The organism is Ruminococcus flavefaciens ND2009 (genome assembly GCF_000621785.1).
Lineage (GTDB): Bacteria > Bacillota > Clostridia > Oscillospirales > Ruminococcaceae > Ruminococcus > Ruminococcus flavefaciens_C.
In genome coordinates this window covers 32,911-56,973 of record NZ_JHXI01000010.1, presented here as the reverse complement: position 1 = coordinate 56,973, position 24,063 = coordinate 32,911, and the positions used below count along the sequence as shown (strand labels likewise).

The 24,063-nt window shown below is 49.5% G+C and carries 28 protein-coding genes; 6 read left to right on the top strand and 22 right to left on the bottom strand.

Going from position 1 to position 24,063, the window contains the following annotated elements:
- Positions 1–46 precede the first annotated feature (46 nt).
- The 3 genes from rplQ (at position 47) to T488_RS0102040 (ending at position 1,539) form a co-directional block, all read left to right on the top strand.
- The gene (gene rplQ, locus T488_RS0102050; protein WP_019680124.1) at positions 47–388 is read left to right on the top strand and encodes a 50S ribosomal protein L17; all 342 of its coding nucleotides are present in this window, start codon (positions 47–49) and stop codon (positions 386–388) included.
- A 166-nt stretch (positions 389–554) separates the two neighbouring features.
- The gene (yajC, locus tag T488_RS0102045) at positions 555–1,085 is read left to right on the top strand and encodes a preprotein translocase subunit YajC (protein ID WP_028519357.1); all 531 of its coding nucleotides are present in this window, start codon (positions 555–557) and stop codon (positions 1,083–1,085) included.
- Between the two features lie 52 nt (positions 1,086–1,137).
- Complete coding sequence (locus T488_RS0102040; RefSeq protein WP_028519356.1) at positions 1,138–1,539, top strand: TIGR04086 family membrane protein; 402 nt, start codon at positions 1,138–1,140, stop codon at positions 1,537–1,539.
- Here T488_RS0102040 and T488_RS18525 read toward each other — a convergent pair.
- From T488_RS18525 to T488_RS19190, 8 genes are all read right to left on the bottom strand, one after another.
- Positions 1,533–3,191, bottom strand: a complete 1,659-nt coding sequence (locus tag T488_RS18525; protein ID WP_051536161.1) for a S1C family serine protease — start codon at positions 3,189–3,191, stop codon at positions 1,533–1,535. The genes T488_RS0102040 and T488_RS18525 overlap by 7 nt on opposite strands.
- 3 nt (positions 3,192–3,194) lie before the next feature.
- Positions 3,195–4,655, bottom strand: coding sequence for a sensor histidine kinase (locus T488_RS0102030; RefSeq protein WP_028519355.1), 1,461 nt, complete (start codon positions 4,653–4,655; stop codon positions 3,195–3,197).
- A gap of 66 nt (positions 4,656–4,721) precedes the next feature.
- Positions 4,722–5,429 (bottom strand): response regulator transcription factor, encoded by a 708-nt coding sequence (locus T488_RS0102025; RefSeq protein WP_028519354.1) that lies wholly within the window; start codon positions 5,427–5,429, stop codon positions 4,722–4,724.
- A 122-nt stretch (positions 5,430–5,551) separates the two neighbouring features.
- Positions 5,552–6,235, bottom strand: a complete 684-nt coding sequence (locus T488_RS0102020) for a sporulation initiation factor Spo0A C-terminal domain-containing protein (RefSeq protein ID WP_028519353.1) — start codon at positions 6,233–6,235, stop codon at positions 5,552–5,554.
- 55 nt (positions 6,236–6,290) lie between these two features.
- A complete protein-coding gene (locus tag T488_RS0102015) occupies positions 6,291–6,998 on the bottom strand; it encodes a TIM44-like domain-containing protein (RefSeq protein WP_082320407.1) in 708 nt (235 codons plus the stop codon).
- Positions 6,999–7,013: 15 nt separating this feature from the next.
- A complete protein-coding gene (locus T488_RS0102010; protein WP_028519351.1) occupies positions 7,014–7,847 on the bottom strand; it encodes a zinc-ribbon domain-containing transport protein in 834 nt (277 codons plus the stop codon).
- Between the two features lie 23 nt (positions 7,848–7,870).
- Entirely contained in the window at positions 7,871–8,782 is a 912-nt protein-coding gene (locus T488_RS0102005) for a TIM44-like domain-containing protein (protein WP_028519350.1), read from the bottom strand.
- 28 nt (positions 8,783–8,810) lie between these two features.
- Positions 8,811–9,833, bottom strand: coding sequence for a TIM44-like domain-containing protein (locus T488_RS19190; RefSeq protein WP_037296820.1), 1,023 nt, complete (start codon positions 9,831–9,833; stop codon positions 8,811–8,813).
- A 280-nt stretch (positions 9,834–10,113) separates the two neighbouring features.
- On the opposite strand from T488_RS19190, the gene T488_RS0101995 reads away from it, so the two are divergent.
- The 3 genes from T488_RS0101995 (at position 10,114) to T488_RS16750 (ending at position 13,614) form a co-directional block, all read left to right on the top strand.
- A complete protein-coding gene (locus T488_RS0101995) occupies positions 10,114–12,549 on the top strand; it encodes a glycoside hydrolase family 9 protein (protein WP_028519349.1) in 2,436 nt (811 codons plus the stop codon).
- Between the two features lie 188 nt (positions 12,550–12,737).
- The gene (locus T488_RS0101990; protein ID WP_028519348.1) at positions 12,738–13,049 is read left to right on the top strand and encodes a PadR family transcriptional regulator; all 312 of its coding nucleotides are present in this window, start codon (positions 12,738–12,740) and stop codon (positions 13,047–13,049) included.
- 1 nt (position 13,050) lies between these two features.
- Positions 13,051–13,614, top strand: coding sequence for a DUF2812 domain-containing protein (locus T488_RS16750; protein WP_051536157.1), 564 nt, complete (start codon positions 13,051–13,053; stop codon positions 13,612–13,614).
- A 214-nt stretch (positions 13,615–13,828) separates the two neighbouring features.
- On the opposite strand, the gene T488_RS19760 is transcribed toward T488_RS16750, so the two are convergent.
- The 14 genes from T488_RS19760 to T488_RS0101915 all read right to left on the bottom strand — a co-directional run bounded on the left by T488_RS19760 (position 13,829) and on the right by T488_RS0101915 (position 24,060).
- Complete coding sequence (locus tag T488_RS19760; RefSeq protein WP_196243254.1) at positions 13,829–14,002, bottom strand: hypothetical protein; 174 nt, start codon at positions 14,000–14,002, stop codon at positions 13,829–13,831.
- Positions 14,003–14,032: 30 nt separating this feature from the next.
- A complete protein-coding gene (locus T488_RS0101975; protein WP_028519347.1) occupies positions 14,033–14,740 on the bottom strand; it encodes a PspA/IM30 family protein in 708 nt (235 codons plus the stop codon).
- 159 nt (positions 14,741–14,899) lie between these two features.
- On the bottom strand, positions 14,900–15,169 hold the full coding sequence (locus tag T488_RS16745) for a hypothetical protein (RefSeq protein ID WP_037296817.1): 270 nt from the start codon (positions 15,167–15,169) through the stop codon (positions 14,900–14,902).
- Between the two features lie 542 nt (positions 15,170–15,711).
- Positions 15,712–16,296 (bottom strand): hypothetical protein, encoded by a 585-nt coding sequence (locus tag T488_RS0101965; protein ID WP_242838285.1) that lies wholly within the window; start codon positions 16,294–16,296, stop codon positions 15,712–15,714.
- Positions 16,297–16,342: 46 nt separating this feature from the next.
- A complete protein-coding gene (gene purD, locus T488_RS0101960; protein WP_028519345.1) occupies positions 16,343–17,629 on the bottom strand; it encodes a phosphoribosylamine--glycine ligase in 1,287 nt (428 codons plus the stop codon).
- 39 nt (positions 17,630–17,668) lie between these two features.
- Positions 17,669–18,253 carry a hypothetical protein gene (locus tag T488_RS0101955; RefSeq protein WP_028519344.1) on the bottom strand — a complete coding sequence of 195 codons (585 nt, stop codon included), beginning with the start codon at positions 18,251–18,253 and terminating at the stop codon, positions 17,669–17,671.
- Positions 18,250–18,756 (bottom strand): hypothetical protein, encoded by a 507-nt coding sequence (locus tag T488_RS0101950; RefSeq protein ID WP_028519343.1) that lies wholly within the window; start codon positions 18,754–18,756, stop codon positions 18,250–18,252. Before T488_RS0101950 ends, T488_RS0101955 begins: the two co-directional genes overlap by 4 nt.
- 11 nt (positions 18,757–18,767) lie before the next feature.
- Positions 18,768–19,298, bottom strand: coding sequence for a hypothetical protein (locus tag T488_RS0101945; protein ID WP_242838284.1), 531 nt, complete (start codon positions 19,296–19,298; stop codon positions 18,768–18,770).
- An 87-nt stretch (positions 19,299–19,385) separates the two neighbouring features.
- A complete protein-coding gene (locus tag T488_RS0101940; RefSeq protein WP_028519341.1) occupies positions 19,386–19,973 on the bottom strand; it encodes a hypothetical protein in 588 nt (195 codons plus the stop codon).
- A 55-nt stretch (positions 19,974–20,028) separates the two neighbouring features.
- Entirely contained in the window at positions 20,029–21,210 is a 1,182-nt protein-coding gene (locus T488_RS0101935) for a phosphoribosylaminoimidazolecarboxamide formyltransferase (RefSeq protein WP_028519340.1), read from the bottom strand.
- Positions 21,211–21,239: 29 nt separating this feature from the next.
- A complete protein-coding gene (locus tag T488_RS0101930; RefSeq protein ID WP_028519339.1) occupies positions 21,240–22,142 on the bottom strand; it encodes a hypothetical protein in 903 nt (300 codons plus the stop codon).
- Entirely contained in the window at positions 22,142–22,855 is a 714-nt protein-coding gene (locus tag T488_RS0101925; RefSeq protein WP_028519338.1) for an IMP cyclohydrolase, read from the bottom strand. The genes T488_RS0101930 and T488_RS0101925 overlap by 1 nt, the downstream gene beginning before the upstream one ends.
- 29 nt (positions 22,856–22,884) lie before the next feature.
- Positions 22,885–23,451, bottom strand: a complete 567-nt coding sequence (locus T488_RS0101920; RefSeq protein WP_028519337.1) for a putative ABC transporter permease — start codon at positions 23,449–23,451, stop codon at positions 22,885–22,887.
- 21 nt (positions 23,452–23,472) lie between these two features.
- On the bottom strand, positions 23,473–24,060 hold the full coding sequence (locus T488_RS0101915; protein WP_028519336.1) for a putative ABC transporter permease: 588 nt from the start codon (positions 24,058–24,060) through the stop codon (positions 23,473–23,475).
- Positions 24,061–24,063 lie beyond the last annotated feature (3 nt).

The window sequence follows — 24,063 nt, the reverse complement described above, 5'->3', positions numbered from 1 at the left end:
CATAAAACGTGCGTTTAGCGCACCACTATAAAAAGGAGTGAATACAATGCCGGGTACAAGAAAACTGGGCAGAACATCTGATCATAGAAAGGCTATGCTCAGAGGCATGGTTACTTTCCTGCTTGAGAACGGTCAGATCGAAACTACCGTTACAAGAGCTAAGGAAGTTCGTGCAGTTGCAGAAAAAATGATCACTATCGGTAAAAATGATGATCTGCACTCCAAGCGTCAGGTGTTCTCTTACATTACAAAGGAGTCCGTTGCTAAGAAGCTTATCGACGAGATCGCTCCCAAGTATGCAGAGAGAAACGGTGGTTACACACAGATCGTTAAGATCGGTCCCCGCCGCGGTGACGCCGCTGAAATGGCTATCATCAAGCTCGTTTGATCAGAGATATAACGACAGGAGCCGTTCCCGTAATGGGAGCGGCTCTTTTTTGCGATATGCCTATAAAAAATGCGGAAAATCGGTGAAAAAGTACTTGCAAAACTCACCGAGATGTGATATAATATCCATTGTATGAAATACAATCCCGAACGATAGGAGAAATAACATGAATAAGAAGATATTTACCTCTCTTGCCGCAGCTGTATGTACAATGGCTATGGCAGGTTCTACTGCTCTCAATGCTTTCGCTGAGGGCGAAGCAGGCGCAGGAAACGGTCAGCAGCCCGGTATGGGCAGCCTTCTCTCAATGCCCCTTATGCTCATCGTTATGTTCGTGCTGCTCTACTTCATGGCTATCAGACCCCAGAAGAAGCGCGACAGAGAACTCAAGGAGATGCAGGAAAGCCTTCAGGTAGGCGATGAGATCGTTACAGGCGGCGGTATCGTTGGTATCGTTGTAAGCGTGGGCGAGGATACAGTCGTTATCGAGACAGGCGGCGCAAAGCACAAGCTCAGAATAAAGAACTGGGCTATCACCGAGAACGTTTCCGCAGCAGAGCGTCTCAAGGAAGCCAAGGCTTCCGGCAAGAAGTCAGCAGCTGTTGCTTCTGCCGCTGTGGTTGACGATGATGATGACGACGAGGCAGATAAGAAGTCCAAGAAGAAAAACAAGAAGAAGGACGACGAAGAAGAATAAAAACAAAAACCTCCGCATAGAATTACACAGAATTCTATGACGGAGGTTTTTTATGCGCAGACACAGAAAAAGCCTGTGGGCAAACGGCTTCCTCAGCATGGCAGCAGCGGTGTGCTGCGGACTTGCCTGTACAGCAGCGGCAGCGGTAATGTCTGCGGCGGTCATATATTATATCATGGGAGATATAGGGCTCACCGCAGCCTTTGCAGGCTTTTCTCTCGGGGCAGGTTCATGTGCGGGAGCCTACGTCTACGGCAGTTACAGGCGCAGGAGAGGGCTCTACGGCGGCTCTCTCTGCGGCGCTCTGATGTATACGATCATTGCAGCCGCGGGGATAGTGCTTTTTGGGGAGCTTCCCGGCATAAAAAAACTCCTCCTGCTGACCATATGCGGTGCAGCAGGGGGAGTTGCAGGCGTTAACTCAAAACGCCCGAAGGGTCTTACAGATCAATAGTTGCCAGAGGTATCCTCCATGAGCTTGAACTCTATCTTGTAGTATCTCACGGTGCCGTCCTTGCCGACGTGAGCGCAGGTGGCAGGCACCTTGTCGCCGGCTTCGTACTGGCTGCTTATGGTGTCATAGAGCTCATCATAGGTGGTGACGGTCTTGCCGTTTATCTCGCAGATGAAGTCGCCCTCCTTGAGCTCGGTGTTGGCGATGTCGGCGTCCTTGTCCACCTTCTCGATGTAAACGCCTCTGAAGTCCTCGGGAAGCTCGTAGCCCAGCTTATCCTCAATGGTCTGGAGCTTAGCCTCGGAAGCCATATCTATGAGCTGGATACCTATCCTGAAGCGTCCTGCAACGAAGCCGTTCTTTGCAAGCTCCTCGATAACGGGATAAGCCTCGTTGATAGTGATAGCGAAGCCCAGACCCTCAAGGTCGTTGCTGACGTATTTGGATGAAGTTATACCGATTACCTGACCGTACATATTTACCAGAGCACCGCCGGAGTTACCGGGGCTTATCTCGGCATTGGTCTGGATACAGTCCATCTCAAAGCCCGAGGAATCGCTTCTTATCTTACGGTTGACTGCGGACACGATACCGTCGGTGACGGTGCTGGCAAGGTTTGCGGGGTTACCGATAGCGATAACGGTCTCGCCCACAACAGCCTCGTCAGAGTCGCCCAGAACAGCGGGGACAAGTCCCTCGGCATTTACCTTTATGACCGCAATATCGGTCTTTGCGTCTCTGCCTATGACCTTGGCGTCGTAGAAATCGCCGTCCATGGTCTCTATCCTGTGGTAGCCCTCTGCCTCAAGCACATGGGCATTTGTAACGATATATCCGTCCTCGTTGAGGACAATGCCCGAGCCTGTGCCCAGGGGACGCTTTGCAGTGTAGCCTGAGTAGTCCGCGTATGTGTATATCTTGACGATGGAGGGTCTTACGAGAGCAGCAGCGCCCTCGGGAGTGTATTTTCCGCTTGCGTCCTTGTATTTTTCCGCATCGTTGGCGCCGTCGGGCTTGTGCTCCTTATAGAGCACCACAGCCTGAGGAGAGCCTATCTGATCCACTATGCTGTCGCTGGCGATTATATCGTGTACGATCCCGAAAATGCCGAGGCCTGCGGTAAATATAAGGAGAATGATGAACAGCTTCTTTATAGTGGAGTTGTTCTTCTCGCGGAGCTGCTCATTATCGGGGAAGCTCATTGCGGGAGAGTTTTTCTCAAGCTCCTCAAAGCCTATTGGCTCATACATGAATTTATCGTATACGGGACGGCGGGGCTGATTATAGCCGGGCTGACCGTAGCCTGTATTCTGCTGATTATAGCTCTGATTATAGCCGCCTGACGGCTGCTGCTGATAGCCTCCGTCCTGACGGGGATAGCCGTTCTGCTGATCGTAGCCGCTGCTCTGACGGGGATAGCCCGTCTGCTGCTGAGGCTGCTGCCCGTAGCCCTGCTGAGAGCTGCCGTAGCTGTTTGAGGAGGACTGACCGTAGCCTGTGTTCTTCTGCTCATAGGCTGCGGACTGCTGCTGACCGTAGCTGTGCTGAGAGCTTCCATAGCTGTTATAGGAGCTTTCCGCGGCAGGCTTCTCATGCTTCGGTACATAGGGCTGCTGAGAGCTGCTGCCGTATAAATTATCTCTTTCGTCCATTGATTATCCTTTCTTTTTAGGCTGTTTCTCGGGTATCTGAATGAGAAACTCCGTATATTCTCCGTACACGCTCTTTACAACGATGTGACCGTGGTGGAGATGAACTATCTTTCGTGATATTGCCAGACCCAGACCCGTGGTGTCCTTGCCGCGGGAGGAATCGGTCTTGTAGAAGCGGTCGAATACCTGTGAGATCTCGTCGTTCTTGAGACCCTCGCCCGTATTCTTTATGCCTATGGTACATATGCCGTTTATGGAGCGCTCAAATCTGAATGAGAGAGTACCGCCTGTGTTTATGAATTTTACGGCATTTTCAACCAGGTTGTAAACTACCTGTTGGATAAGGTCGGGGTCAACCTCTGCGGACATACGCTCGCTGCCGAGGCCCTCTACCTCCAGGTTCTTGTCCTCTATCTTCTTCTCAAACATGAGGACGGTCTGGATAACTATCTCTGTCAGGTTCACGTCGCGGAAATTAGGTCTGAGGGTACCTGTCTCAAAGCGCGACATATTGAGCATTGAGGAGATGAGTATGCGGAGGCGCTTTATCTCCTTGGAAACAAGGACGAGATACTCATTCTGTCTGGTCTTGGGGATAGTACCGTCAAGGATACCGTCCACGAAGCCGCCTATGGTAGTGATAGGAGTTCTAAGCTCGTGGGAAACATTGGCGATGAAGGTCTTGCTGGTCTCCTCGCTCTTTGCGACGTCCGCAGCCACAGCGTTGACGTAGTCAGCGATCTCGGGGGTGGTATAGGGAACGTCTGTAGGTATCTTCTCGGAGAAGTCACGCTTTGCATACATCTCGCTTATTCGCCTGAATTCGTTCTCATAGGCGGAGAGCTTATTGAACCTGCGCCTTATGAGGAAGAGCTGTACGACAAGGCTCAGCAGGCAGAACAGGGTGTAGAACACAGCTATCTTTACCGAGAATGAATTGATGTCGCTTGATTTTGCGTATATCTTGGCGAACATTCTCGAAGGTACCAGGTCATTCTCGCCGCTGAGGAAGAAGCAGGTGCCGTAGAGCATATAGGGCTCATTGGCGGAGATATTGCTGCTCTCTATGTCGAGAAAGTCCTTTTGGCTCAGGCTTTCCACCTCTGACACAGTCATTTTGGAGCTGTTCTTTACCACCTTTTTGGGGTCCTCGCGGTAGTCCGCATCGGAGAGCACGCAGTTGCCGTTCTCGTCGTAGATATAGATCATCAGATGATATTTCGATGAGAACTTCTTATGGAGGTTCTTGGTGGTCTCGGAACGGGTGTCCCTGGTCTCGGTGTAGTTGTCCTGCATACAGCTGATGAACAGGTCGCCTATGGACTGGAGCTCGTCCAGCTTGGTGGACTTGTACACCGCCGAGCTTATGGTGATGAGCACCACGCCTATGACTATATTCAGCGACAGGAGTATAACAGCGATAAATATGAAAAGCTTGTCATAAGAGCTTTTTCTGGATTTCAAAAGTTATCACCTCATACAAAATAAGGGGACTGAGCGTCCCCTTTATGCTTTGAAGTTAATGAGAGCTTATTCCTCTTCTTCCGCTTCAAATTTGTAGCCGACGCCCCAGACAGTCTTGAGGGTCCACTTATCGGAAACTCCCTCCAGCTTTTCGCGGAGACGTTTGATATGAACGTCGATGGTCCTGGAGTCGCCGTAATACTCGAAGCCCCAGACCTCATCGAGGAGCTGGTCGCGGGTATAAACTCTGTTGGGATTGGAAGCAAGGTAATAGAGAAGCTCAAGCTCCTTTGGGGGAGTATCGATATTCTTGCCGTTGACCTTAAGCTCATAGCTGTCCATATTGACAGAGAGCTTGTCATAGTGTACTTCCTTTGACTCGGGCTCAGCCATACCTGTGCCTACACGGCGTGTAACGGCGTTGATACGGGCGATTACCTCCTTTGCGTCGAAGGGCTTTACTATATAGTCATCAGCGCCCAGCTCAAGACCGATGACCTTGTCGATGGTCTCGCCCTTGGCGGTTATCATAATGATCGGAACGTTTGAGATCTTTCTGATCTCGCGGCATACCTGCCAGCCGTCCTTTCCGGGGAGCATAATATCGAGAAGCACCATATCGGGGCTCAGAGCCTTGAATTTAACGACAGCGTCATCGCCGTCATGGCATAAGAGGACGCTGTATCCGTCCTTTTCGAGATAAAGTCTGAGGAGATCGCATATATTTTTGTCATCGTCAACTATGAGGACTTTCGGATTTTTTTCGTTAGCCATTGTTTTAATACCTTCCTTCCGTATCAAACATTATATTAAGTTAATTATACCGCAAACAGCGGAAAATGTCAATCGAATTCCGTTATTTTTTTAAACTCAGTAAACTTTCTTATATACATATTTTACAGTCTTGAAAAAATATCACAGACCGCGCAGATAAGCTCGGTATTTGTGAGCTTTTCGCAGAGCATACCGTTGGTGAGCCGCATGAGGGCGCCGTTTTCGGCGATATGTGCGCTCAGATTGCGGATAGACCTTTCCACGAGTGAAGGGGAAGTGGAAAAAGCCACGGCAGTCTCCTCATAGATACCGCCCATTCCTCCCCATATCCTTGCGGGATCCGCGGTGCAGAGCTCCGCAGCCTTTGCAAGGTAGTAAAATCCGCTGAGATTGCGCGGGAAGCCTGCCTCAGCGAGTATCAGCTCTATACGCTCAGCCGTCGAGTTTGCAGTCTCAAGCCTTAGCAGGATACGGCTGCATATCTCCTCAGGCGGGCAGGGCATAAGGAATGTGACTGCGGCTCCTGCATTTTTAATGCTTTTCCCCAGGGCAGCAGAGGGCGAGTAAAGTCCCGCAAAGACAGTGCTGCCGTTATCTGCTGCCTGCCTTATGAATTTAAGGAGCCTTTCATCGGCACGGTAGGTGAACAGCAGCACAGCTTTGTGTACCGCAGGATCATACCTTTTCGCTATTGCCTGCAACGAAGGGCGGCAGCATTCCGATGCGATCCCCATATTTCTCAGTCTGAGAGCGATCAGCCTGCCGACAGCAGGGGAGCTGTCGCATATAAGCAGACGATTTCCCATTTTTCCCTCCTGTAGTCAAGGCTCCCGACGTATCGGAAGCCTGTCTGATTTGTCTTTAGTTTTCGGCAGGTGGTGTTAAGAGCGGGTTTATTCTGAGATTGCTGAGTATCCAGTCAAATCTTGCCGACTTTATGATATTGCCGCAGTAGGGGCATTCGCCCTCCTGCTCCATTGAGTATTTCGCTCCGCACTTGGGGCAGGTCACCTGCTTTTTTTCGATGAAGTCCACGGAACGGGTGTAGGATGCTCTGGCGAATTCCAGGGTGAGATCCAGTATCTCGGGAACGGTCTTGTCTCCGCTCACCACCTCGCCTGTAACATCATCGGTGGTGAATTCGCAGTACTCTGCCTTCATTTTTACGGGCAGCACATCTCTGTTCCTTTCGTGTCTCCAGCCCATTATCATAACATCGCCGTATTTTATCCTTCCCGTATGAAGGGTCTGCCCCTTCCTGCGGAGCTCGTCTATCTGTGTCTCAAGCTGCGTATACAGCGCTCCCGACACCATGGTACGAAGCTTTTCCATGTCCTTGTACTGAATACAGTCCCTGTACTCCTGATAGAATTCCCTGGCAAAATCCAGAAACTCTTCAGGCGAGAATGAAGCGTCATATACCAGAAACTGGTTCAAATTGTTGTTCACTCCAACTGCCCTGTATGGAGAGTCGGGACCTGGTGTAAACTGCTTGACTAAGAGTAAAACAGTAACTACTATAAAGGCTATAGGCCCCAGCATGAATTGCAGTAAAAAGAATATTTCCATTATATCCTCCCGTGTTTATTGTGAGATGCTCCTGATATTGCTCAGCGCCCAGGCGAAGGTATCATTGTGGAGTACGGAGCCGCAGTAATCGCATACCGCAGAGTGTTCAATGTCCACGTTTGCGCCGCAGTAAGGGCAGGTCAGCGAGACCGTGCCCGTCAGCCTTTTTGTGGAAGTGCCTGTTTTTCTTACCAGTGTCCATTCGTAGGTGACGAACTTCTCCTTCTTGTCGCTTCCGCGGATGACAGCGCCGGTGCGGTCGTTCTTTACATAGTCCACTGTCCTTGTATTCAGTCGGGCTTTTATGACGTCTGTATCATTTTCACGCTTCCAGCCCATAATGTCAACGCCAAGAACTGCTATGCGCTCTATACAGTTGGTCACATGGCTGTCGCGGAAGCGCTGAAGCTGTCTGTCCATCTGATCATATAATTCTTCGGTAAAGTAGGGGCGGAGAGGAGACAGGTCCTTCTTCTGCCAGTTGTTCTGAAGCTGTACATAGAGGTTTGAGAGCTTCTCCTTGAACTCCGAGGGTGCAAAGGAGCTGTCGTACCTTATGTAGTCATTTATGGGGGAAAGCTCGGGAATAGCTGCCTGGATCTGTTCTTCCACATGGATCCTGGCAGGTGAATCCGATCGTAATTTGATGACCCCGCTGATCGCCTTTACAATGAATACGACGAAAAGGATCAGTATAAATAATATTTCGGGATCGTCTTCAAAGATGAGACTGACAGTGCTTCTGCGGTCAGGAGCTCCCCCGGAGCCTATAGCGCAGGCATTTGCGGGAGTTGTCAGAAGTGTGGTTATAAGAGCTGTCAATGGTATGAAGGTGAATGTTTTTTTCATTTATATTCTCCTGAATGATTTACTCAGACTGTTCTCTGAGAGATGCCCTTTATGGAGTTCACAGCCCAGTCAAAGGTATCTGTGTGGAGCACAGAGCCGCAGTATTCACATACCGCAGAGTGGTTTATATCCACATTTGCTCCGCAGTAGGGACAGGTCTGTGAGGTCATACCTGTTGAACGCGCGGTGGTGACTCCCGTAGTCCTTACCAGCTCCCACTCATAGGTCATGAACTTTTCCCTGGTGTTGCTTCCGCGGAGGATATTGCTTGTGCGGTCGTCCTTTACGTAGTCAACTATCCTTGTGTTGAGACGGGCAACCATTACGTCCATATTGCCCTCACGCTTCCAGCCCAGGAGTTCAACGCCCAGAACGGCGATACGCTCTACATAGTTGGTCTGGTTGTTCATGCGGTAGTACTGGAGCTGTCTGTCCATCTGCGCATAGAAGGCGTCGGTAAAGTAGGGGCGGAGAGAGGATATATCCTTTTTCTGCCACTGGTTCTGCATTCTCACATAGAGGTTTGAGAGCTTCTCCTTGAACTCAGAGGGCGAGAATGCGCTGTCCTGCATTATGTAGTCGGTTATAGGCGAAAGCGCGGGAACTGTGGGCTGACGGTAGACATTCTGCCGCGGCGGAGTGCCTTTCGATGATGCGCCTTTTACCAGATTGATGATAATGATGGCTCCGACAATGATAAGGATGAAGAAAAGATCACCGCCGTCTGATGAGCTGCCGCTGTAGCTTCCTCCGCTGTAGGAGTAGTCGTCATCGTCGTCCCAGCCGCCGCTGTCCCAACCGCCGCTGTCCCAGCCTCCGCCGTAGTCGGAGTCACCCGAGAAGTCGCCGAAATCAAGTGCGCGGCTCCTCATTGGAACTATCATAAGTCCCAGTATAAGAGCTATCACGGGAATGAGTCTTAATATCTTTTTCATTTGAATACCCCCTATATCATAAATGTTATCAGAGCGTTTTCTGAGAAATGCCCTTTATATTCCTTACAGCCCAGTCGAAGCTGTCAGATGTGACCTCAGAGCCGCAGAACTCGCATACGCCTGAACGGTTCATATCGAGTTTTGCACCGCAGTGAGGACATATCTTAGGTATATCCGCAGATCTGTCAGGTGCGCTCTTTACCAGCTGCCACTCATAGGTCATGAGCTTCTTGTCATGCTTGTTGCCCCTGACAAGCGAGCCTGTATTGTCGTCGGTGACGTAGTCGATTATCCTTGCCATTATCCTTGCGGTGATGATATTGGTGCTGCCCTCCTGCTTCCAGCCAAGAAGCTCCACGTTGAGCACCTTTATATCGTCCACATGGTTGGTCTGCCCCTTCTTGCGGTACTTATCCACCTGCATATCCATCTGTGAATAGTATCCCTCTGTCATGTACTTCCTTATAGGGGACAGGTCCTTAGCCTGCCATGCCTTCTGGAACTTTACATAAATATCGGCGAGAAGGGCCTTCATCTCCTCCTGAGAGAATGAGGGCTCCACCTCAAGGTATCTGCCGATCGGATCGAGAGATTCTGCCTGCTGACGAAGTATCATTTCGTTTTTCTCCATCTCATGCCGTTTGGCAGCTCTGTTGCGGCGTCGGTTCTCCTTTGCGCGGCGATATGTTTTGGAAGAGTGTAAACTGTAGCGAACGACAATTGCGCCTGAGACCGCTGCTAACATGGCGATCTCTGCGGGAGATGCTTCGTCGGAGGTTCCGCTGCTTCTGTGTGAGCTCCCGTGTCCGTCATCATCATCATCGTCCCAATAATCGTCATCATCATCGTCCCAGTCATCATCATCGTCCCAGTCATCATCATCGTCCCAGTCATCATCGTCATCCCAGTCATCATCGTCATCCCAGTCATCGTCGCCCCAGTCAGAGTCGCCTGCGAAGTCGCCGAAGTCCAGTGCCCGTCCTCTTACAGGAACAGCAAGGACGCCCAGCATAACTGCAAGCAGGGGAATAAGTATAATTAATTTCTTCATATAGCTTGAACTCCCTATGTCATACATTGATTACATTATATCATACTTTTCATTTTTTGTCATTTATGATAATGCTGTCACAATGTACAAAAATGGGTGCCCCGTTTTGGCTATTGCTATAAAATCACCCTGCTTCTGACGGTATAAAGCCTTTTTCAGCCTGCTCTCCACTTGACATTTCTGCGGATATATGGCATAATTTAAGATGTATAGCTATGGTATACTCGTGAGGAAGCTCCGCTCTTTACGGAGCAATAAAAATTGAGAGGAGAGTTTTACTATGCTGAAAAAACTGACAAGCAGCATCTTAGCTGCTGTCCTGCTTGCTTCCGGCTCAGTGACCGCAATGCCCGCAAATATGAACAATGCGGCAGCCGCTGACAGCAAGTTCAATTACGCAGACGCACTGGACAAATCACTGTTCTTCTATGAGGCACAGCAGGCAGGTCCTCTGCCTGAATGGAACCGCGTTGAGTGGAAGGCAGATTCTGCTATGCAGGATCCCGTTCTCGGAGGCTGGTACGATGCAGGAGACCATGTAAAGTTCAATCTTCCTATGGCTTATTCAGCTTCTATGCTGGCATGGGGTCTCTATCAGTATCCGGACGGCGTTGAGAAGGCAGGACTGAAAACAACATATGAGAACAATCTGGAATTCGTTCTTGACTATTTCGTTGACTGCGACAAGGGCACCGAGGTAGTTTATCAGGTAGGTATCGGTAAGCACGACCACACATGGTGGGGCCCCGTTGAGCTGCTTGAATACGGTATGGAGGACAATTCCCATTCTATCGCAGAGGCTCGTGCAGCTCTGAAGGGCTCAAAGGGCTGCTGTGCGGTCATCGCTGAAATGGCTGCGGCACTTGCATCAGGCGCAGCTGCACTTGACGGCTCTGTATCGGCTTCAAAGAAGGCTGATTACATAAAGCACGCAGAGAGTATGTACAAGCTTGCCAAGTCATCACCAAGCGACGATGTTTACAATGAGAGCGATGCTCAGGGCTTCTATATGTCACATCACTGCTATGATCAGCTCTTCTACGCTGCAAACTGGCTGTATATCGCAACAGGCGATTCATCCTACCTTGACGATGCAAAGAGCTTTATCCCCAATCTGGGCAAGATGCTCGGTGAAGGTGATGTAATAGCTTACGGCTGGTCACACTGCTGGGACGATAACCTTCAGGGCGCTATGCTGCTCTATGCTATAAATACAAACGACACTGACGCTATCAAGCACGTCAAGAAGCACTGCGACCGTTGGGTAAACGGCGACGAAGCAAAGAAGATCCCCGGCGGACTTCGCTGGCTGGATACCTGGGGCTGTCTCAGATATGCAAATACATCAGCATTCATTGCTACAGTAGCAGGAGACACAATACTCAAGTCAGAGGCTGCTACATATGCAGATTTTGCCGAGACTCAGGTAAATTATGCTCTCGGTGATAACCCGAACAAGCAGAGCTATGTGGTAGGCTTCGGCGATAAGTATCCCCAGAATCCTCACCACCGTACAGCTCACGGTTCATGGAAGAACTCTGTTTATGATCCCGGTTATACACGTCATATCCTTTACGGAGCTCTCGTAGGAGGTCCTGCACAGGACGGCTCATATACAGACAACCGTGAAGACTTCATCAACAACGAGGTGGCTACAGACTATAACGCAGGCTTTACAGCTATGCTCTGTAAGATGATCGACAAGTACGGCGGCACAAAGGATCCTTCATTCCCTCAGCCCGAAAAGCACGACGGTCCCGAGTTCTACGTTGAGGTGCTCTCAAAGGGCAGCGACGCCAGCGGACAGACAGTCAGCTTCAAGATGACTAACCACTCCGCTTGGCCTGCAAGAGTTCAGGACAATCTTTCATTCAGATACTTCATGGACCTCAGCGAGGTCATCGCAGCAGGCAAGAAGCCCGAGGATCTGGTCATCCGCTGCGACCGCGACCAGGCAGGTATGTACGCAGGCAAGGGCTATAAGGCTGCCGAGATCTCAAAGCCTATCCAGTACAGCGGCAATATCTACTACATCGAGGTCACATTCCCTGACGGCCGTGTTGTTCTTCCTATCTCTGAAGGACAGCAGCAGTGTGAGGAGCTCATCGCATTCGTAATGCCCGATTACGGCAGCGGCTGGGATTCATCAAACGACTTCTCCGCAAAGGCACTGGGCAAGACCACAACAGGTGCAGACGGCTCTGCCAAGGGCGTAATGTCACCTTATGTTCCCGTTTACATCAACGGAAAGCTCTACTACGGTGAGGAGCCCGATGGCACAAAGGCTGACGGCATGGGCGGCACAGGCAGCGATACTCCCAAGACCACAACTACCACAAAGCCCATCGTAACAACTACCACTACAACTACAGCTCCCGAGCCTACAACAACAACAACTACTACTACAACAGCTCCCGTTGTTGATCCCACAACTACGACAACAACAACCACTGCTCCCGTCAATGACAATGTACTCTACGGCGATACAAACTGCGACGGCAAGGTAGAGCTGGCAGACGCTATCCTCATCATGCAGAGCCTTGCAAACCCCGACAAGTACGGTCTCAAGGGCAGCGACAGCAAGCACCTGAAGGATCAGGGCAAGATCAACGGCGACGTTGACAAGTCTACAGAGGGACTTACCTCTAATGACGCCCTCCGCATTCAGGAGTTCCTGCTCCACAAGATCTCAAATCTTGATCCTAACAAGGCATAAATAAACCGAAAGCTCCCCGAAAGGGGAGCTTTTTTATTATCTGCACAATTGAAGCAAGAGTTTATTGTGCATTATGACAATTTCATACGGAGGTATTGACAAGTATATCGCAGTGTGATATACTTATATCACAGTCAGATGTATCGTACTGCGATACATCGTGACGAAATATATTTGGGGAGGTAATCATGACAGACAGATTGAAACGAGTCTACATCCCCATGTCGGAAACTGCCTTTTATATACTGTTCTGTCTCCGTGATGAGATGCACGGCTACAGTATAACCCAGAGGGTAAAGGAAATGACCGACGGGGAAGTGGTCATAACTGCGGGAACTATGTACGGAAGCCTGTCAAAAATGGAAAAGGACGGGCTCATAAGGTTTATCCGCGAGGAGGATAAGCGAAAGCTCTATAAGATAACCGAACTCGGAAACGAGATACTGGAGATAGAGATCGCCCGTATCAGGCGTTTATACCGGAATATAGGAGGAAAATGAGATGAGTGACAAGGCAAGGATGACTACACATAAGGTGTTTCTGCTTCCCGATTACGAAAAGGAAGGGGAGTACCTCACAAAAATGCACAGCGTGGGCTGGAAGCTTGAGAGAGTATCGGGATTTTCTCAGCATTTTGTAAAGTGTGAGCCCGAAAACGTGGTATATAAGCTGGACTATGCCGCCAATAACACAAACTATCCCGAGTACATAAAGATGTTCGCGGACTACGGCTGGGAGCACTGCGGCAGGGTAATGGGCTTTGATTATTTCCGCAGGAACGCTGATGGGCTCTCCGAAGAAGAAATGGAGATATTCAGCGATCCTCAGTCAAAGCTGGACATGATGAAAAGGGTGATACTCACCAGAATGACGCCCCTGCTCATCATATTCTTCATGGGGATACTGCCCAATATGTATATGATCGTCGTTAATTCCATGAATTGGGACCGCTCAACACTTCTTTTTCTGGCGGTTTTATATCTGGGAGTGTTTGCATTGTATGTTTCCATATTCATATACTGCATCAGAGGGTTCAGGAAGCTGAAAAAGAAATACACGGAATAATCAGCGCATACGCTGAAATGGAGAATTGAGAATAGAGAATTGATGTGTTCGCTTCGCTCACAATATTTAAATATTGTCGCCGCAGGCGACTCTACAACTTTCAACTCTAAACTCTCAACTTGATCATAATAAAAATGCCCCTGAACGCCATGAAACGTTCAGGGGCTAAACTTCTGTATTGGTATTTTTCAATACGTCAGAGCTTTATGTTTATTCAGATACCGCAATCCTCATATTCCTTCCACTTCTCATAGTAGAGCTTGTTGCTCCAGCTGCGGAAGAGGATATATGCTACGGAAACGATCGCCAGAAATATCGCGCACAGTACAGGCAGCGAATCTCTGAACATTTTTTTTGCGGGATAGGTATTTGTGTTCTTGCGGCTCATAATAAAATTCCTTTGCTTAGATTTGCCTTATCACTCAGCGTCCTGTGCAGGAGCGCCTCCGTTCATTTCAGCCATAAGTCTCTGAAGCTCAGCGTCAACCTTAGCGTCGGACTCAAGCTTCTCGAATGAATCTCTCAGATCGTCGCCGGTACCGCCTGCAAGGTTATTGCCTGCGATCTCGGTAAAAGCGTCAGCTTCAGCTTCCTTGCGCTCGATCTTTTCTTCCATCTTCTGGAACTTTTCCATAGATGAGTTGCCGTCGAAGCCGCCTGCCGCCTTAGCCAGGTTCTTCTTTGTATCAGCCATCTGAGAACGTGCGATGAGCATAGCCTGACGGCTCTTAGCCTCTTCCAGCTTAGCTCTGAGAACCTCTACCTGGTCGCCGATAGCCTCGGTCTGGGCAGAGATAGACTCGTACATTTCCTTATAGTTATTGAGATCATCGTCAGCCTTGACCTTTCTTGCCAGAGCCTGCTTAGCCAGCTCCTGATCGCCCTTGGCGAGAGCCATTTTAGCCTTAGCCTCCCAGTCAGAGGAGATCTTCTGAGCCTCAAGGTATTTCTTTTCAGCAAGGCGCTCGCTTGCCTTAGCCTTGCCGTAGTTCTGTGTAGCCTTGGTGAGCTCTGTCTGCATATCGATAATGATCTGCTTTACCATCTTCTCGGGATCCTCAGCTCTGTCGATGAGGTCGTTTACGTTTGACTTGAGAAGGTCGCTTAATCTCTGAAATACACCCATTTTTATAATCCTCCTGTTTCATGTAAGAATGCTTCACGGGCACACCCCCTGTGCCACGACTATATTATATGGCATAGTGTGACTTATGTCAAGGAATTTGCTGCCGATTTCATCTGATTTTCATTTATGAATTGGCTTTGTGAACGCATTATTACAAAATTATTCCTCGTTTTTTTCCAGTTCGTTAAGGATATTTCCCAGCTTTGAAAAGTCTTCAGACTTTGCATTCAGCATATCCTCGCCGTCTGTTCCGAGGAGTTTCTCACGGAGATCGAGCATTTTCCTGCGTCGGTCGAAGGCTTCTGCGGTCATGACTATCATATCCTGACAGTTCTCGTTTACCAGCTTCAGGGGTTCTGAAGTCATAGAGCAGAGCTTAACGAAGAGCTCATAATTATTGGAAAAGTCATCGTTCTTGATAGAAATCATTGGCAAAATCTCCTTCCGGTACAAAATGATCCCCTTACTACTATTTTAACTTAAAACGAGCGGTTTGTCAATGATTTTTGTGTAAGTTACAGTATTTAGTGGTTAGTTGTCAGTGCTTAGTGCTTAGCTCAGATAAATCAAAATTTATTGTAATACCTTGCGGCAACTATGAATGGGATTCCAAAGGGACTGTGTTCCTTTGGCAGAGTCCAGAGGCGGCGCCTCTGGCAGGGTTCAAGGGGCAGAGCCCCTTATTACGTCAGGCGCCTCGCAAGGGGTGAATCCAAAAACAGTCCGGTGGACTGTTTTTGGAGAGGGGACGCCTTGTAAGAGAAGGCGTCCCCTGGTTGAGCGGATGATAGTCACCACTATAATACGAATTTTGTGGGACGTCGAGGACGCCGTCCCCTACAAATGTAAATTTTGATTTATATAATATTCCAACGCTTCTGAAATAAAAAAGCCATAGTACTTCTGACCTTGCATCAGAAATACTATGGCTTTAACTTTTATATCAGCACCACATTTGTATGGAGCTTTTATCATTCATCGAAAAATGTACTTTTATATTCCGCAACGCGGGCGCGGTCGCCGTGGCAGTCCACTTCCATCTCGTCACGAAGAACAAGCCTGCGGAGCAGATAGAACAGGACAGCATAGGCAATGGCGTTTATCATGATACTGAAGTATATTCTGAGTCCCATGATATTGCCCAGCATACCTACGAAAATAATTGCTGTACATAATATAACTGTGATCTCCAGCTTTTTATTGTCGGGGTCAAGCTGGAGGAACGTAAGGCAGACCAGTCCCGAGACAACTGCATGAGTTATTGCAAGAACAAGTGAATAGGGCTTGTAGAAATCGAATTTGTAGGAATTGAGCTCAAGTATCATCATAACTGATTCCAGGGCTATATACAGTGAGAAGAAAAGCTTCATTATATTCCTGAACCTTATTGATGATGAGACGAGCCAGTCGCCCCACAGGAGCATGGCAAATCCGCCGAATTCACAGGCATAGGCGCTTATTTCAAGTATCTTTGATATTGCCGAATCAGGGGAATAGATCTTATAATAGATCAGGCAGATCACGCTGAATGCCAGAAACATCAGGTTCCCGATCATACAGCTTTTCAGCCCTTTATTGAACCGTTCGTGCATATGAAACTCCTTAACCGAGAGCCTTCAGTGCTCTCTGTCCGATGTCTTTTCTGTAGTGAGCGCCCTCGAAGCTTATTTTTGAAACGCCCTCATAAGCCTTGTCGAGAGCAGCCTGAAGGGTATCGCCCTTGGCAGTAACGCCGATGACTCTGCCGCCGTTGGTGAGGAAGTCTCCGTTATCGCTGAGCTTTGTGCCTGCGTGATAAACGAAGCAGCCCTCAACCTGACCCTTGTCGTCGAAGCCGTTCATCTTTATGCCCTTGGGATAGCTTTCGGGATAGCCGCCGCTTGCCATTACTACGCAGGCGCAGCTGCCCTTATGCCACTTTATATCGACCTTGTCAAGCTCATGGTTGTAGATAGCCTCAAAGATGTCATAGAGATCGGCGTCCAGCATGGGGAGAACTACCTGTGTCTCGGGATCACCGAAGCGGCAGTTGTACTCGATCACCTTGGGACCCTTGGGTGTCATCATGAGACCGAAGTAGAGACAGCCCTCGAAGGTGCGTCCCTCAGCGTTCATAGCGTTCATAGTGGGAATGAATATCTTCTCCATGCACTCCTTAGCCAGGTCCTCTGTGTAGCAGGGGTTGGGGGAAACAGTTCCCATACCGCCTGTATTGAGACCCTTGTCGCCGTCCAGAGCTCGCTTGTGATCCATAGATGAGATCATGGGTACCATAGTCTTGCCGTCAGTGAAGCTGAGCACAGACACCTCGGGACCTGTGAGGAACTCCTCGATAACGATTCTTGCCGAGCTCTTGCCGAACTTGAGCTCGTCGATCATCTCATGAACAGCTGCAACAGCCTCCTCCTCGTTCTGAGCGATGATAACGCCCTTTCCGAGAGCCAGACCGTCAGCCTTGATGACTGCGGGATAGCTGTTCTGCTCCTTGAGATAAGCGATAGCCTTGTCGGACTCTGTGAACACCTCATAGAAGGCGGTGGGGATATTGTACTTCTTCATGAGCTCCTTTGAGAACACCTTTGAGCCCTCGATGATAGCAGCATTTGCCTTGGGACCGAAGGTCATGAAGCCCTCTGCCTGAAGTGCGTCCACCATGCCCAGCACCAGCGGATCGTCGGGAGCTACCACAACCATATCGGGTCTGAGCTCCTTGGCAAGGGCAACAACACCGTCAACATCGGTCGCGCTGACATTGAAGCACTCGGCATACTTTGAGATACCGCCGTTTCCGGGAGTGCAGTAGAGCTTGCCTACCTTGGGGCTCTCTGCCAGCTTCATGATGATGGCGTGTTCACGGCCGCCTCCGCCGACTACTAAAACGTTCTTCATTGGGAAAATCCTCCTGTATGTAAATAGTTATTTATCCTTTTATTTTATGGTAATGCCGTCAAGCATTTCCTGTACTTCTGCCTCGTCTCTGTCCTTCTGGAAGACGACGTTGATATAGTATGTGTGACCGTCCTTTATAAAGCTGTACTGGTCTCTGCCGAACCTTGGCGTATCTGGCGGGATAGAGGCTTCATAATAGACGTGTTCAGCCTCATATCCGAAGATCTCTTTTTTATCCCTGGTAACGGAAAAGTAGGTATCGGGGTCTTTTGCTCTTGAATTATAAGCGGTTTCCGCACCTTTTTCCATTGCCTCAGAGTTGCCTGAGTCGGTTATCCCTATATTGACGAATACCTCGGAAGCTCTTTTCTTATCGATGTCTTCATTATACTGAACGGTCACGCCCATCAGCAGGGAGTCGGATTTCCTGTCAGTTTCCCTGACCTCATGATTGCTTCCGGCTTTGATATGTATGTATTCGTTGTCAAATTCCTTGAAGACCGCTGTTTCCTTTGAAGAGGCGGCGGGCTTTTCGGGAGAGCTGTTTTTGTGGTAAATATAGCTTGCTGATCCCGCAGCGATAGCTGCAACGAAAGCGCCTGTTATGATGATCGCTTTTTTCATTGTTTTGCTCCTTTGGCAGGTGCCTTTCCGCCGTATATCTCCACCGCAGCGCAGCAGAACACCATTACGGCGGCGGCGTGGACGAGAAAATTTGTGGTACAGAGCCGTACGCAGATCTTTTCAGCGAGAGCAAGCTCACTGCTGCCGTAAAATCTGCCGATGACATACTTGAGCAAGCTTGCTGTCAGGACAGAGCCCAGTATATAAAGACAGTAGAATATTCCTGCGGTGACTGTGGTAGAAATACCACGTTTCCGCCGCAGGTCGGTCTTTACGTAGTTCACTGCGGCGATTATGCCTATGGGCAGCGCCGAAAACACGGACAGGATTATCAGGAATACCTTTATATCCGTTGGCATAAAAGCTTCTCCGTCGCTGCTGAGTGCAGCGGTGTAGAAGGAAAGATGGGTGTCTATTATAAAGAATATATCCAGTGCGATCTTTGTGATACAGCATAGTGCGGATATAAGTAGTGTGACTCTTAGTGCGTTTGATTTCTGCATTTTTTTACTCCTTATTTATACTTTAGATGCTTTACATGGCGGTCTTCGTCGATACCCAGTGCGGCGGCGGTGCATACAAGCACCAGAGCTCCCACAAGGAGGATAGCGAAGAAAAAGGTGATATACTCTGTCCGCTGAATGAGCCAGCTTTCGGAAATATAGGTCTTAGCCAGTGACGAGTGTGATATAAGGAGCGCTATGACGTGCTCGGCGATAAATCCGAGCATCCACAGCAGTGGTGCGGCTTTGAGTGTGCGTCTGCATCGCTTGGCAGAGAATGCCCAGCCCGTGCAGCTGAAAATGTATATGACGAAGGGCAGCCATACTATCTGTGTAATGCACAGCAGAGCCTTGCATTTGCCCGATATTGTCATTTCGGGGTGAGAAGCCGCGAAGCTGCTGCTTGCAGCAGCTGTGAAAACAGTACCCGACAGGATATAGGCGAGTATGGATGCGAGTATATATATTCCGCAGAAAACAGCAGCGGTGATATAAAGCTTTTTTAGTGAGATCGAGTGGTAGCTGCTCATATTGTCCTCCATTACAGAAATAATATAACTTGCGGTAAAATTCTGCAAATTATAACTATAAATATAGTATAACATACCGGGGACAATATTGCAAGAGCTTTATTTACTGTTTTCAGAAAGGGTCATGCCGCCGAGAAGGTCGGCTATCTTGCTTTCGACATAGCCGAAGTTGGGACTCTCCGCATAGACGCAGATGTAGCTGTCGCCATAGTCCCCGAAGTAGGTCCTGCCGTGCTTTTCCTCGTCGATAGCCCACTCATAATAATAGAAGGTGAGAGCGGTGGTAGCCAGGGCGCCTGTATAGACTATTCTCTCGTCATCGGCGTTCATGACGATGTCCTGCGCGCTCTTTCCGCCGTGGTCATCGTCAGAGATATATACGCTGACGCCGCAGGTATTGGCGCCGCCCCCTGACCGGAGCTGAAGGTCGCAGGGCGAGTCCTCCTTGCCGCCTGTGTACTCCCAGATAGCAGGGTCCGCATAGAGCGAGAAGCCCTCTCCGCTGTAGGTGCCGTCGCTGTAATCGGCGCTGCCCTGCGGTGCGGTGACAGCCTCTGCGGAGACGGGAGCCAAGTCTGATGAGACGGGAGAGCTGTCCGATGAGCCGCTTTTACCGTCAGTACAGCCGCAGAGTGCCGTAAGTAACGCACAGGCAGCTGCGACAGCCGTAAGTCTGTGTTTTTTCATATTATTCTCCATAGTATAAAGCTGCGGTCAATTCCTGACCGCAGCTGATGGTCTATTAGTGGTGGAACAGGCGGATACCTGTGAATGCCATTGCGATATTGTACTTGTTGCAGGTCTCGATAACGTTGTCGTCACGGATAGAACCGCCGGGCTCTGCGATGTACTCAACGCCTGACTTCTTTGCTCTCTCGATGTTGTCGCCGAAGGGGAAGAATGCGTCTGAACCGAGGCAAACGCCTGTGTTCTTGGCAAGCCATGCCTTCTTTTCCTCGCGGGTGAATACAGCAGGCTTTACCTTGAAGATACGCTGCCACTCGCCCTCGCGGAGAACGTCCTCGTACTCGTCGCCGATGTAAACGTCGATAGCGTTGTCACGGTCTGCACGGCGGATGTCGTCAACGAACTGGAGCCCCATTACCTGGGGAGACTGTCTCAGCCACCAGTTGTCAGCCTTCTGACCTGCCAGACGTGTGCAGTGGATACGGGACTGCTGTCCTGCACCGATACCGATAGCCTGTCCGTCCTTGACGTAGCAGACTGAGTTGGACTGTGTGTACTTGAGTGTGATGAGAGAGATAAGGAGGTCGTCCTTCTTATCGTCGGGGATATCCTTGTTCTCTGTAACGATGTTAGCCAGGAGCTCACGGTTGATGTTCAGCTCATTGCGTCCCTGCTCGAAGGAAACGCCGTATACCTGCTTTGTCTCGATGGGAGCGGGCTTGTAGTTCTCGTCCATTTTGAGTATGCAGTATGTGCCCTTTCTCTTGGACTTGAGTATCTCAAGAGCCTCGGGATCGTAGTCGGGAGCGATAACGCCGTCGGAAACCTCGCGCTGGATCATTTTTGCTGTGCAAACGTCCACCTTGTCGGAGAGAGCGATGAAATCGCCGTAAGAGGACATTCTGTCAGCGCCTCTTGCTCTTGCGTAAGCGCTTGCAAGGGGAGTGAGCTCACCCAGATCGTCTACCCAGTAGATCTTTTTGAGATCATCGCTGAGAGGTCTGCCGATAGCAGCGCCCGCAGGTGAAACGTGCTTGAATGAAGTAGCTGCGCACATACCTGTAGCAGCCTTCAGCTCCTTTACCAGCTGCCAGCCGTTGAAGGCGTCAAGCAGGTTGATATAGCCGGGCTTTCCGCAGAGCACCTCGATAGGGAGCTCGCTGCCGTCAGCCATATAGACTCTTGAAGGTTTCTGATTGGGGTTACAGCCATACTTTAACTGCATTTCATTTGACATGATAATGTCCTCCTTGTATCAATTCATAATTAGCCGGATATTTTTTCGTACTCATATCTGTACGTTGTATGCACATCTGATACGGAAGAGATGATATCCTTATATATCAGTCTGTCCGTTTCGTCGTACTCATACTCTGTTGAGACCGTTTCGTTATACGGGTCCGTTTTAGTTTCTTTTATGAGATTGCCCCTGCTGTCGTAAGCATACTCGGTCTTATATACGAAGCTTTCGTCCGTATCCTCTGAGGATTCCGTTCTTACAGCGGTGAGAATATTCCCTGCATCATCGTAGGTATATTCGGTCACCTGAGATGAACCGTCGCTGTGCCAGGTCTCCTTTGTGAGATTACCGCCGCTGTCATACTCGCATTGCGTTTCGCTGCGATAGTTGGTACTTCCGTCGGTGTTATAGGAAATATACAGCACCTCGCTGCCGTGGCTGTCATATTCCTTGCGGTAATTCTTTTTCCACAGCTCCGTATCCCTGTCTTTGGTGTAATTGACATGATATTTCAGTGTTCCGTCGTCATAGTAACAGAACCGGTCATGGAAGTTATAGTCCTTGTCCGTTGACGGCGGGGCGGTGTAGCTCTGGGTCTTTGCCGTGACATTGCCGTTTTTGTCATAGGTATAGCTGTAAAGCTTCGTCAGCTCCATATTTTCGGGATCACCGGCGGTCTCCGACCTGATGATGTTATCATGGTCGTCGAAGTCCTGATAGTATTTGCAGACCAGTTCGTCGCCTTCATACTGATATGAAGTACAGCGGTATGCAGCTTTATTATCAGGCAGCACAACTTCCTCAGCCGAAAGGGTATCGGGCAGGTCTTCGGTACGCGAAGAAGACGCTGATTTTCGGGAACTGCACCCTGTAAGCGCCACCAGCGCCGCTGCGAGAATTGCTGCGAAAGATCTTTTGATGTTCTGCATTACTTGTTCTTGTTTACGATGCGTGTCTCCTCGGAGTTGTCCTCAAGGTTCACATAGCGGACAAAGAGAGAGACCTTGTTGTCAGCGTTGAGACTTGTCCAGAGCATATCTGTGAACTCATCGATATTTCCGCTGATGCCTACCAGCTTGGGCTCGCCCTCAAAGCTGGGAAGGGGAGAACCGTCGCCCATATAGGTATGGATGAAGTGTCCCTCGCCTGGGATGGGATTTGTGTAGCTGAAAGTATATCTCTGACAGGAGTCTGGATTGCCGTTAGCGCTCTTGAGTATGGACATTGCGTAGTTGAAGCCCTCCTCACCGAAGCGGAGTATACCCGAGATACGGGGGGTGAAGTTGGGAGCATCGTCCTCGAACTCTCTTGTGCGGAGAGCCTGCTCGAAGGTGTACTGCTTGTCCATGAGCTCATAGATAGTGTCGGTCTGGTCGCCGTTGGTAACAATGAGCTTGTTGCCCAGAACTCTTACGGGAGCATAGATGATGAGGTGGGGATCGGTGAGCTTTGAAGGATCGAAAGCCTCTGTACGGATACCTCTGCCCTCTTCGATGAACACGCGGTTGCGGCTGTTCTCGCTTCTGCCCATGATGAAGTAAGCTGTTACGGCGTACTTGCCGCATTCAGACTTACCGATAACGATACCTCTGCCGGGGTAAGCGTTTGAGCTGAGCTCCTGTGAAAGATCAAGTTTTTTCATAATAATAACTCCTTTCGGATAATTGTTTATCAGTATCTTAATATCAGCGTCAGTATAAAGTCTGTGACGACGGTCACAAGCACAGCCGCTGTAATGATATTGAGCGTTTTCGGCTTTGGCTTTGAAAGAAGCCGGTCGTAGAAGGGCTGGACGAAATACAGAAACAGCAGTCCGCCCATGCCAAATCTCAGGGAGGGAGACAGGGCTATCCTCGCCTGAAAGTTTATATCATAGTCCGCATAGGTGTTCCAGGGCCATGAGCCTGTGAAGAACTCCAGTATGTATGTGCCTGTCAGCTCAACTGCCGTAGCTACAGCCATACTGCCGAAGAAAACTATGAAGGGACGTGATACCTGAAGGGCAATGCCCCCTTCTTTTTTCATGAACCGTCCGAAGAACAGCAGGAACAGAAGTGCTCCCACGGCGTATATCGGGCAATAGGGCCCGAACATTATACCAAGATTGGTAAAACCCCATTTATAGACCACTACTTCGAGGAATACCTCATAGCACCAGCCCAGTATCGCATACATCCAGAAGCAGAGAAACAGCTTCTGAACGGTCTGCTTTTCCAATAATTCCTTTATCTTTTTCATAGCTTTGGTGAGTCTCAGCCGTCAGGTGCCTGCAAGGACAGGCGTATAGCCTGTGACCTTGGTGATGATAAAGTCCGTGACGACTATTATAAGTACGATTATTGCGATGATATTTATAGTTTTGGGCTTCGGTCTTGAGAGAAGCCTGTCGAACAAGGGCTGTACTATGTACATGAACAGCAGTCCTCCCAGTCCGAAGCGGACGGAGGTGCTCAGGGCGATACGCGCCTGGAAGTTGTACTTGTACCGTGAATAAGTCTGCCACGGCCATGAGCCCTTGGTGTATTCGAGTATATAGGTCGCGGCGAGCTCAACAGCTGTTGCCACTGCCATACAGCCCAGGAAAATCAGGAGCGGTTTGACTATATTCAGCCATTTCACGTCCTTTTTCTTCATAAGCCAGCCGAAGCTTAGCAGAAACAGCAGAGCTCCCACACCGTATATCGGACAGTAAGGTCCGAACATCTCGCCCCTGTTGGTGAAGCCCCAGCGGTAGACCACTACCTCGAGGAATACCTCGTAGCACCAGCCCAGCACCGCATACATCCAGAAGCAGAGAAACAGCTTCTGAACGGTCTGTTTTTCCCATAATTCCCTTATTTTAGCCATAGT

Excerpts from the sequence above, each read along its gene's own strand:
- rplQ (WP_019680124.1), top strand. The coding sequence starts at position 47 with ATGCCGGGTACAAGAAAACTGGGCAGAACATCTGATCATAGAAAGGCT.
- yajC (WP_028519357.1), top strand. The coding sequence starts at position 555 with ATGAATAAGAAGATATTTACCTCTCTTGCCGCAGCTGTATGTACAATG.
- T488_RS0102040 (WP_028519356.1), top strand. The coding sequence starts at position 1,138 with ATGCGCAGACACAGAAAAAGCCTGTGGGCAAACGGCTTCCTCAGCATG.
- T488_RS18525 (WP_051536161.1), bottom strand. The coding sequence starts at position 3,191 with ATGGACGAAAGAGATAATTTATACGGCAGCAGCTCTCAGCAGCCCTAT.
- T488_RS0102025 (WP_028519354.1), bottom strand. The coding sequence starts at position 5,429 with ATGGCTAACGAAAAAAATCCGAAAGTCCTCATAGTTGACGATGACAAA.
- T488_RS0102020 (WP_028519353.1), bottom strand. The coding sequence starts at position 6,235 with ATGGGAAATCGTCTGCTTATATGCGACAGCTCCCCTGCTGTCGGCAGG.
- T488_RS0102015 (WP_082320407.1), bottom strand. The coding sequence starts at position 6,998 with ATGGAAATATTCTTTTTACTGCAATTCATGCTGGGGCCTATAGCCTTT.
- T488_RS0102010 (WP_028519351.1), bottom strand. The coding sequence starts at position 7,847 with ATGAAAAAAACATTCACCTTCATACCATTGACAGCTCTTATAACCACA.
- T488_RS0102005 (WP_028519350.1), bottom strand. The coding sequence starts at position 8,782 with ATGAAAAAGATATTAAGACTCATTCCCGTGATAGCTCTTATACTGGGA.
- T488_RS19190 (WP_037296820.1), bottom strand. The coding sequence starts at position 9,833 with ATGAAGAAATTAATTATACTTATTCCCCTGCTTGCAGTTATGCTGGGC.
- T488_RS0101995 (WP_028519349.1), top strand. The coding sequence starts at position 10,114 with ATGCTGAAAAAACTGACAAGCAGCATCTTAGCTGCTGTCCTGCTTGCT.
- T488_RS0101990 (WP_028519348.1), top strand. The coding sequence starts at position 12,738 with ATGACAGACAGATTGAAACGAGTCTACATCCCCATGTCGGAAACTGCC.
- T488_RS16750 (WP_051536157.1), top strand. The coding sequence starts at position 13,051 with ATGAGTGACAAGGCAAGGATGACTACACATAAGGTGTTTCTGCTTCCC.
- T488_RS19760 (WP_196243254.1), bottom strand. The coding sequence starts at position 14,002 with ATGAGCCGCAAGAACACAAATACCTATCCCGCAAAAAAAATGTTCAGA.
- T488_RS0101975 (WP_028519347.1), bottom strand. The coding sequence starts at position 14,740 with ATGGGTGTATTTCAGAGATTAAGCGACCTTCTCAAGTCAAACGTAAAC.
- T488_RS16745 (WP_037296817.1), bottom strand. The coding sequence starts at position 15,169 with ATGATTTCTATCAAGAACGATGACTTTTCCAATAATTATGAGCTCTTC.
- T488_RS0101965 (WP_242838285.1), bottom strand. The coding sequence starts at position 16,296 with ATGATCGGGAACCTGATGTTTCTGGCATTCAGCGTGATCTGCCTGATC.
- purD (WP_028519345.1), bottom strand. The coding sequence starts at position 17,629 with ATGAAGAACGTTTTAGTAGTCGGCGGAGGCGGCCGTGAACACGCCATC.
- T488_RS0101955 (WP_028519344.1), bottom strand. The coding sequence starts at position 18,253 with ATGAAAAAAGCGATCATCATAACAGGCGCTTTCGTTGCAGCTATCGCT.
- T488_RS0101950 (WP_028519343.1), bottom strand. The coding sequence starts at position 18,756 with ATGCAGAAATCAAACGCACTAAGAGTCACACTACTTATATCCGCACTA.
- T488_RS0101945 (WP_242838284.1), bottom strand. The coding sequence starts at position 19,298 with ATGGAGGACAATATGAGCAGCTACCACTCGATCTCACTAAAAAAGCTT.
- T488_RS0101940 (WP_028519341.1), bottom strand. The coding sequence starts at position 19,973 with ATGAAAAAACACAGACTTACGGCTGTCGCAGCTGCCTGTGCGTTACTT.
- T488_RS0101935 (WP_028519340.1), bottom strand. The coding sequence starts at position 21,210 with ATGTCAAATGAAATGCAGTTAAAGTATGGCTGTAACCCCAATCAGAAA.
- T488_RS0101930 (WP_028519339.1), bottom strand. The coding sequence starts at position 22,142 with ATGCAGAACATCAAAAGATCTTTCGCAGCAATTCTCGCAGCGGCGCTG.
- T488_RS0101925 (WP_028519338.1), bottom strand. The coding sequence starts at position 22,855 with ATGAAAAAACTTGATCTTTCACAGGAGCTCAGCTCAAACGCTTACCCC.
- T488_RS0101920 (WP_028519337.1), bottom strand. The coding sequence starts at position 23,451 with ATGAAAAAGATAAAGGAATTATTGGAAAAGCAGACCGTTCAGAAGCTG.
- T488_RS0101915 (WP_028519336.1), bottom strand. The coding sequence starts at position 24,060 with ATGGCTAAAATAAGGGAATTATGGGAAAAACAGACCGTTCAGAAGCTG.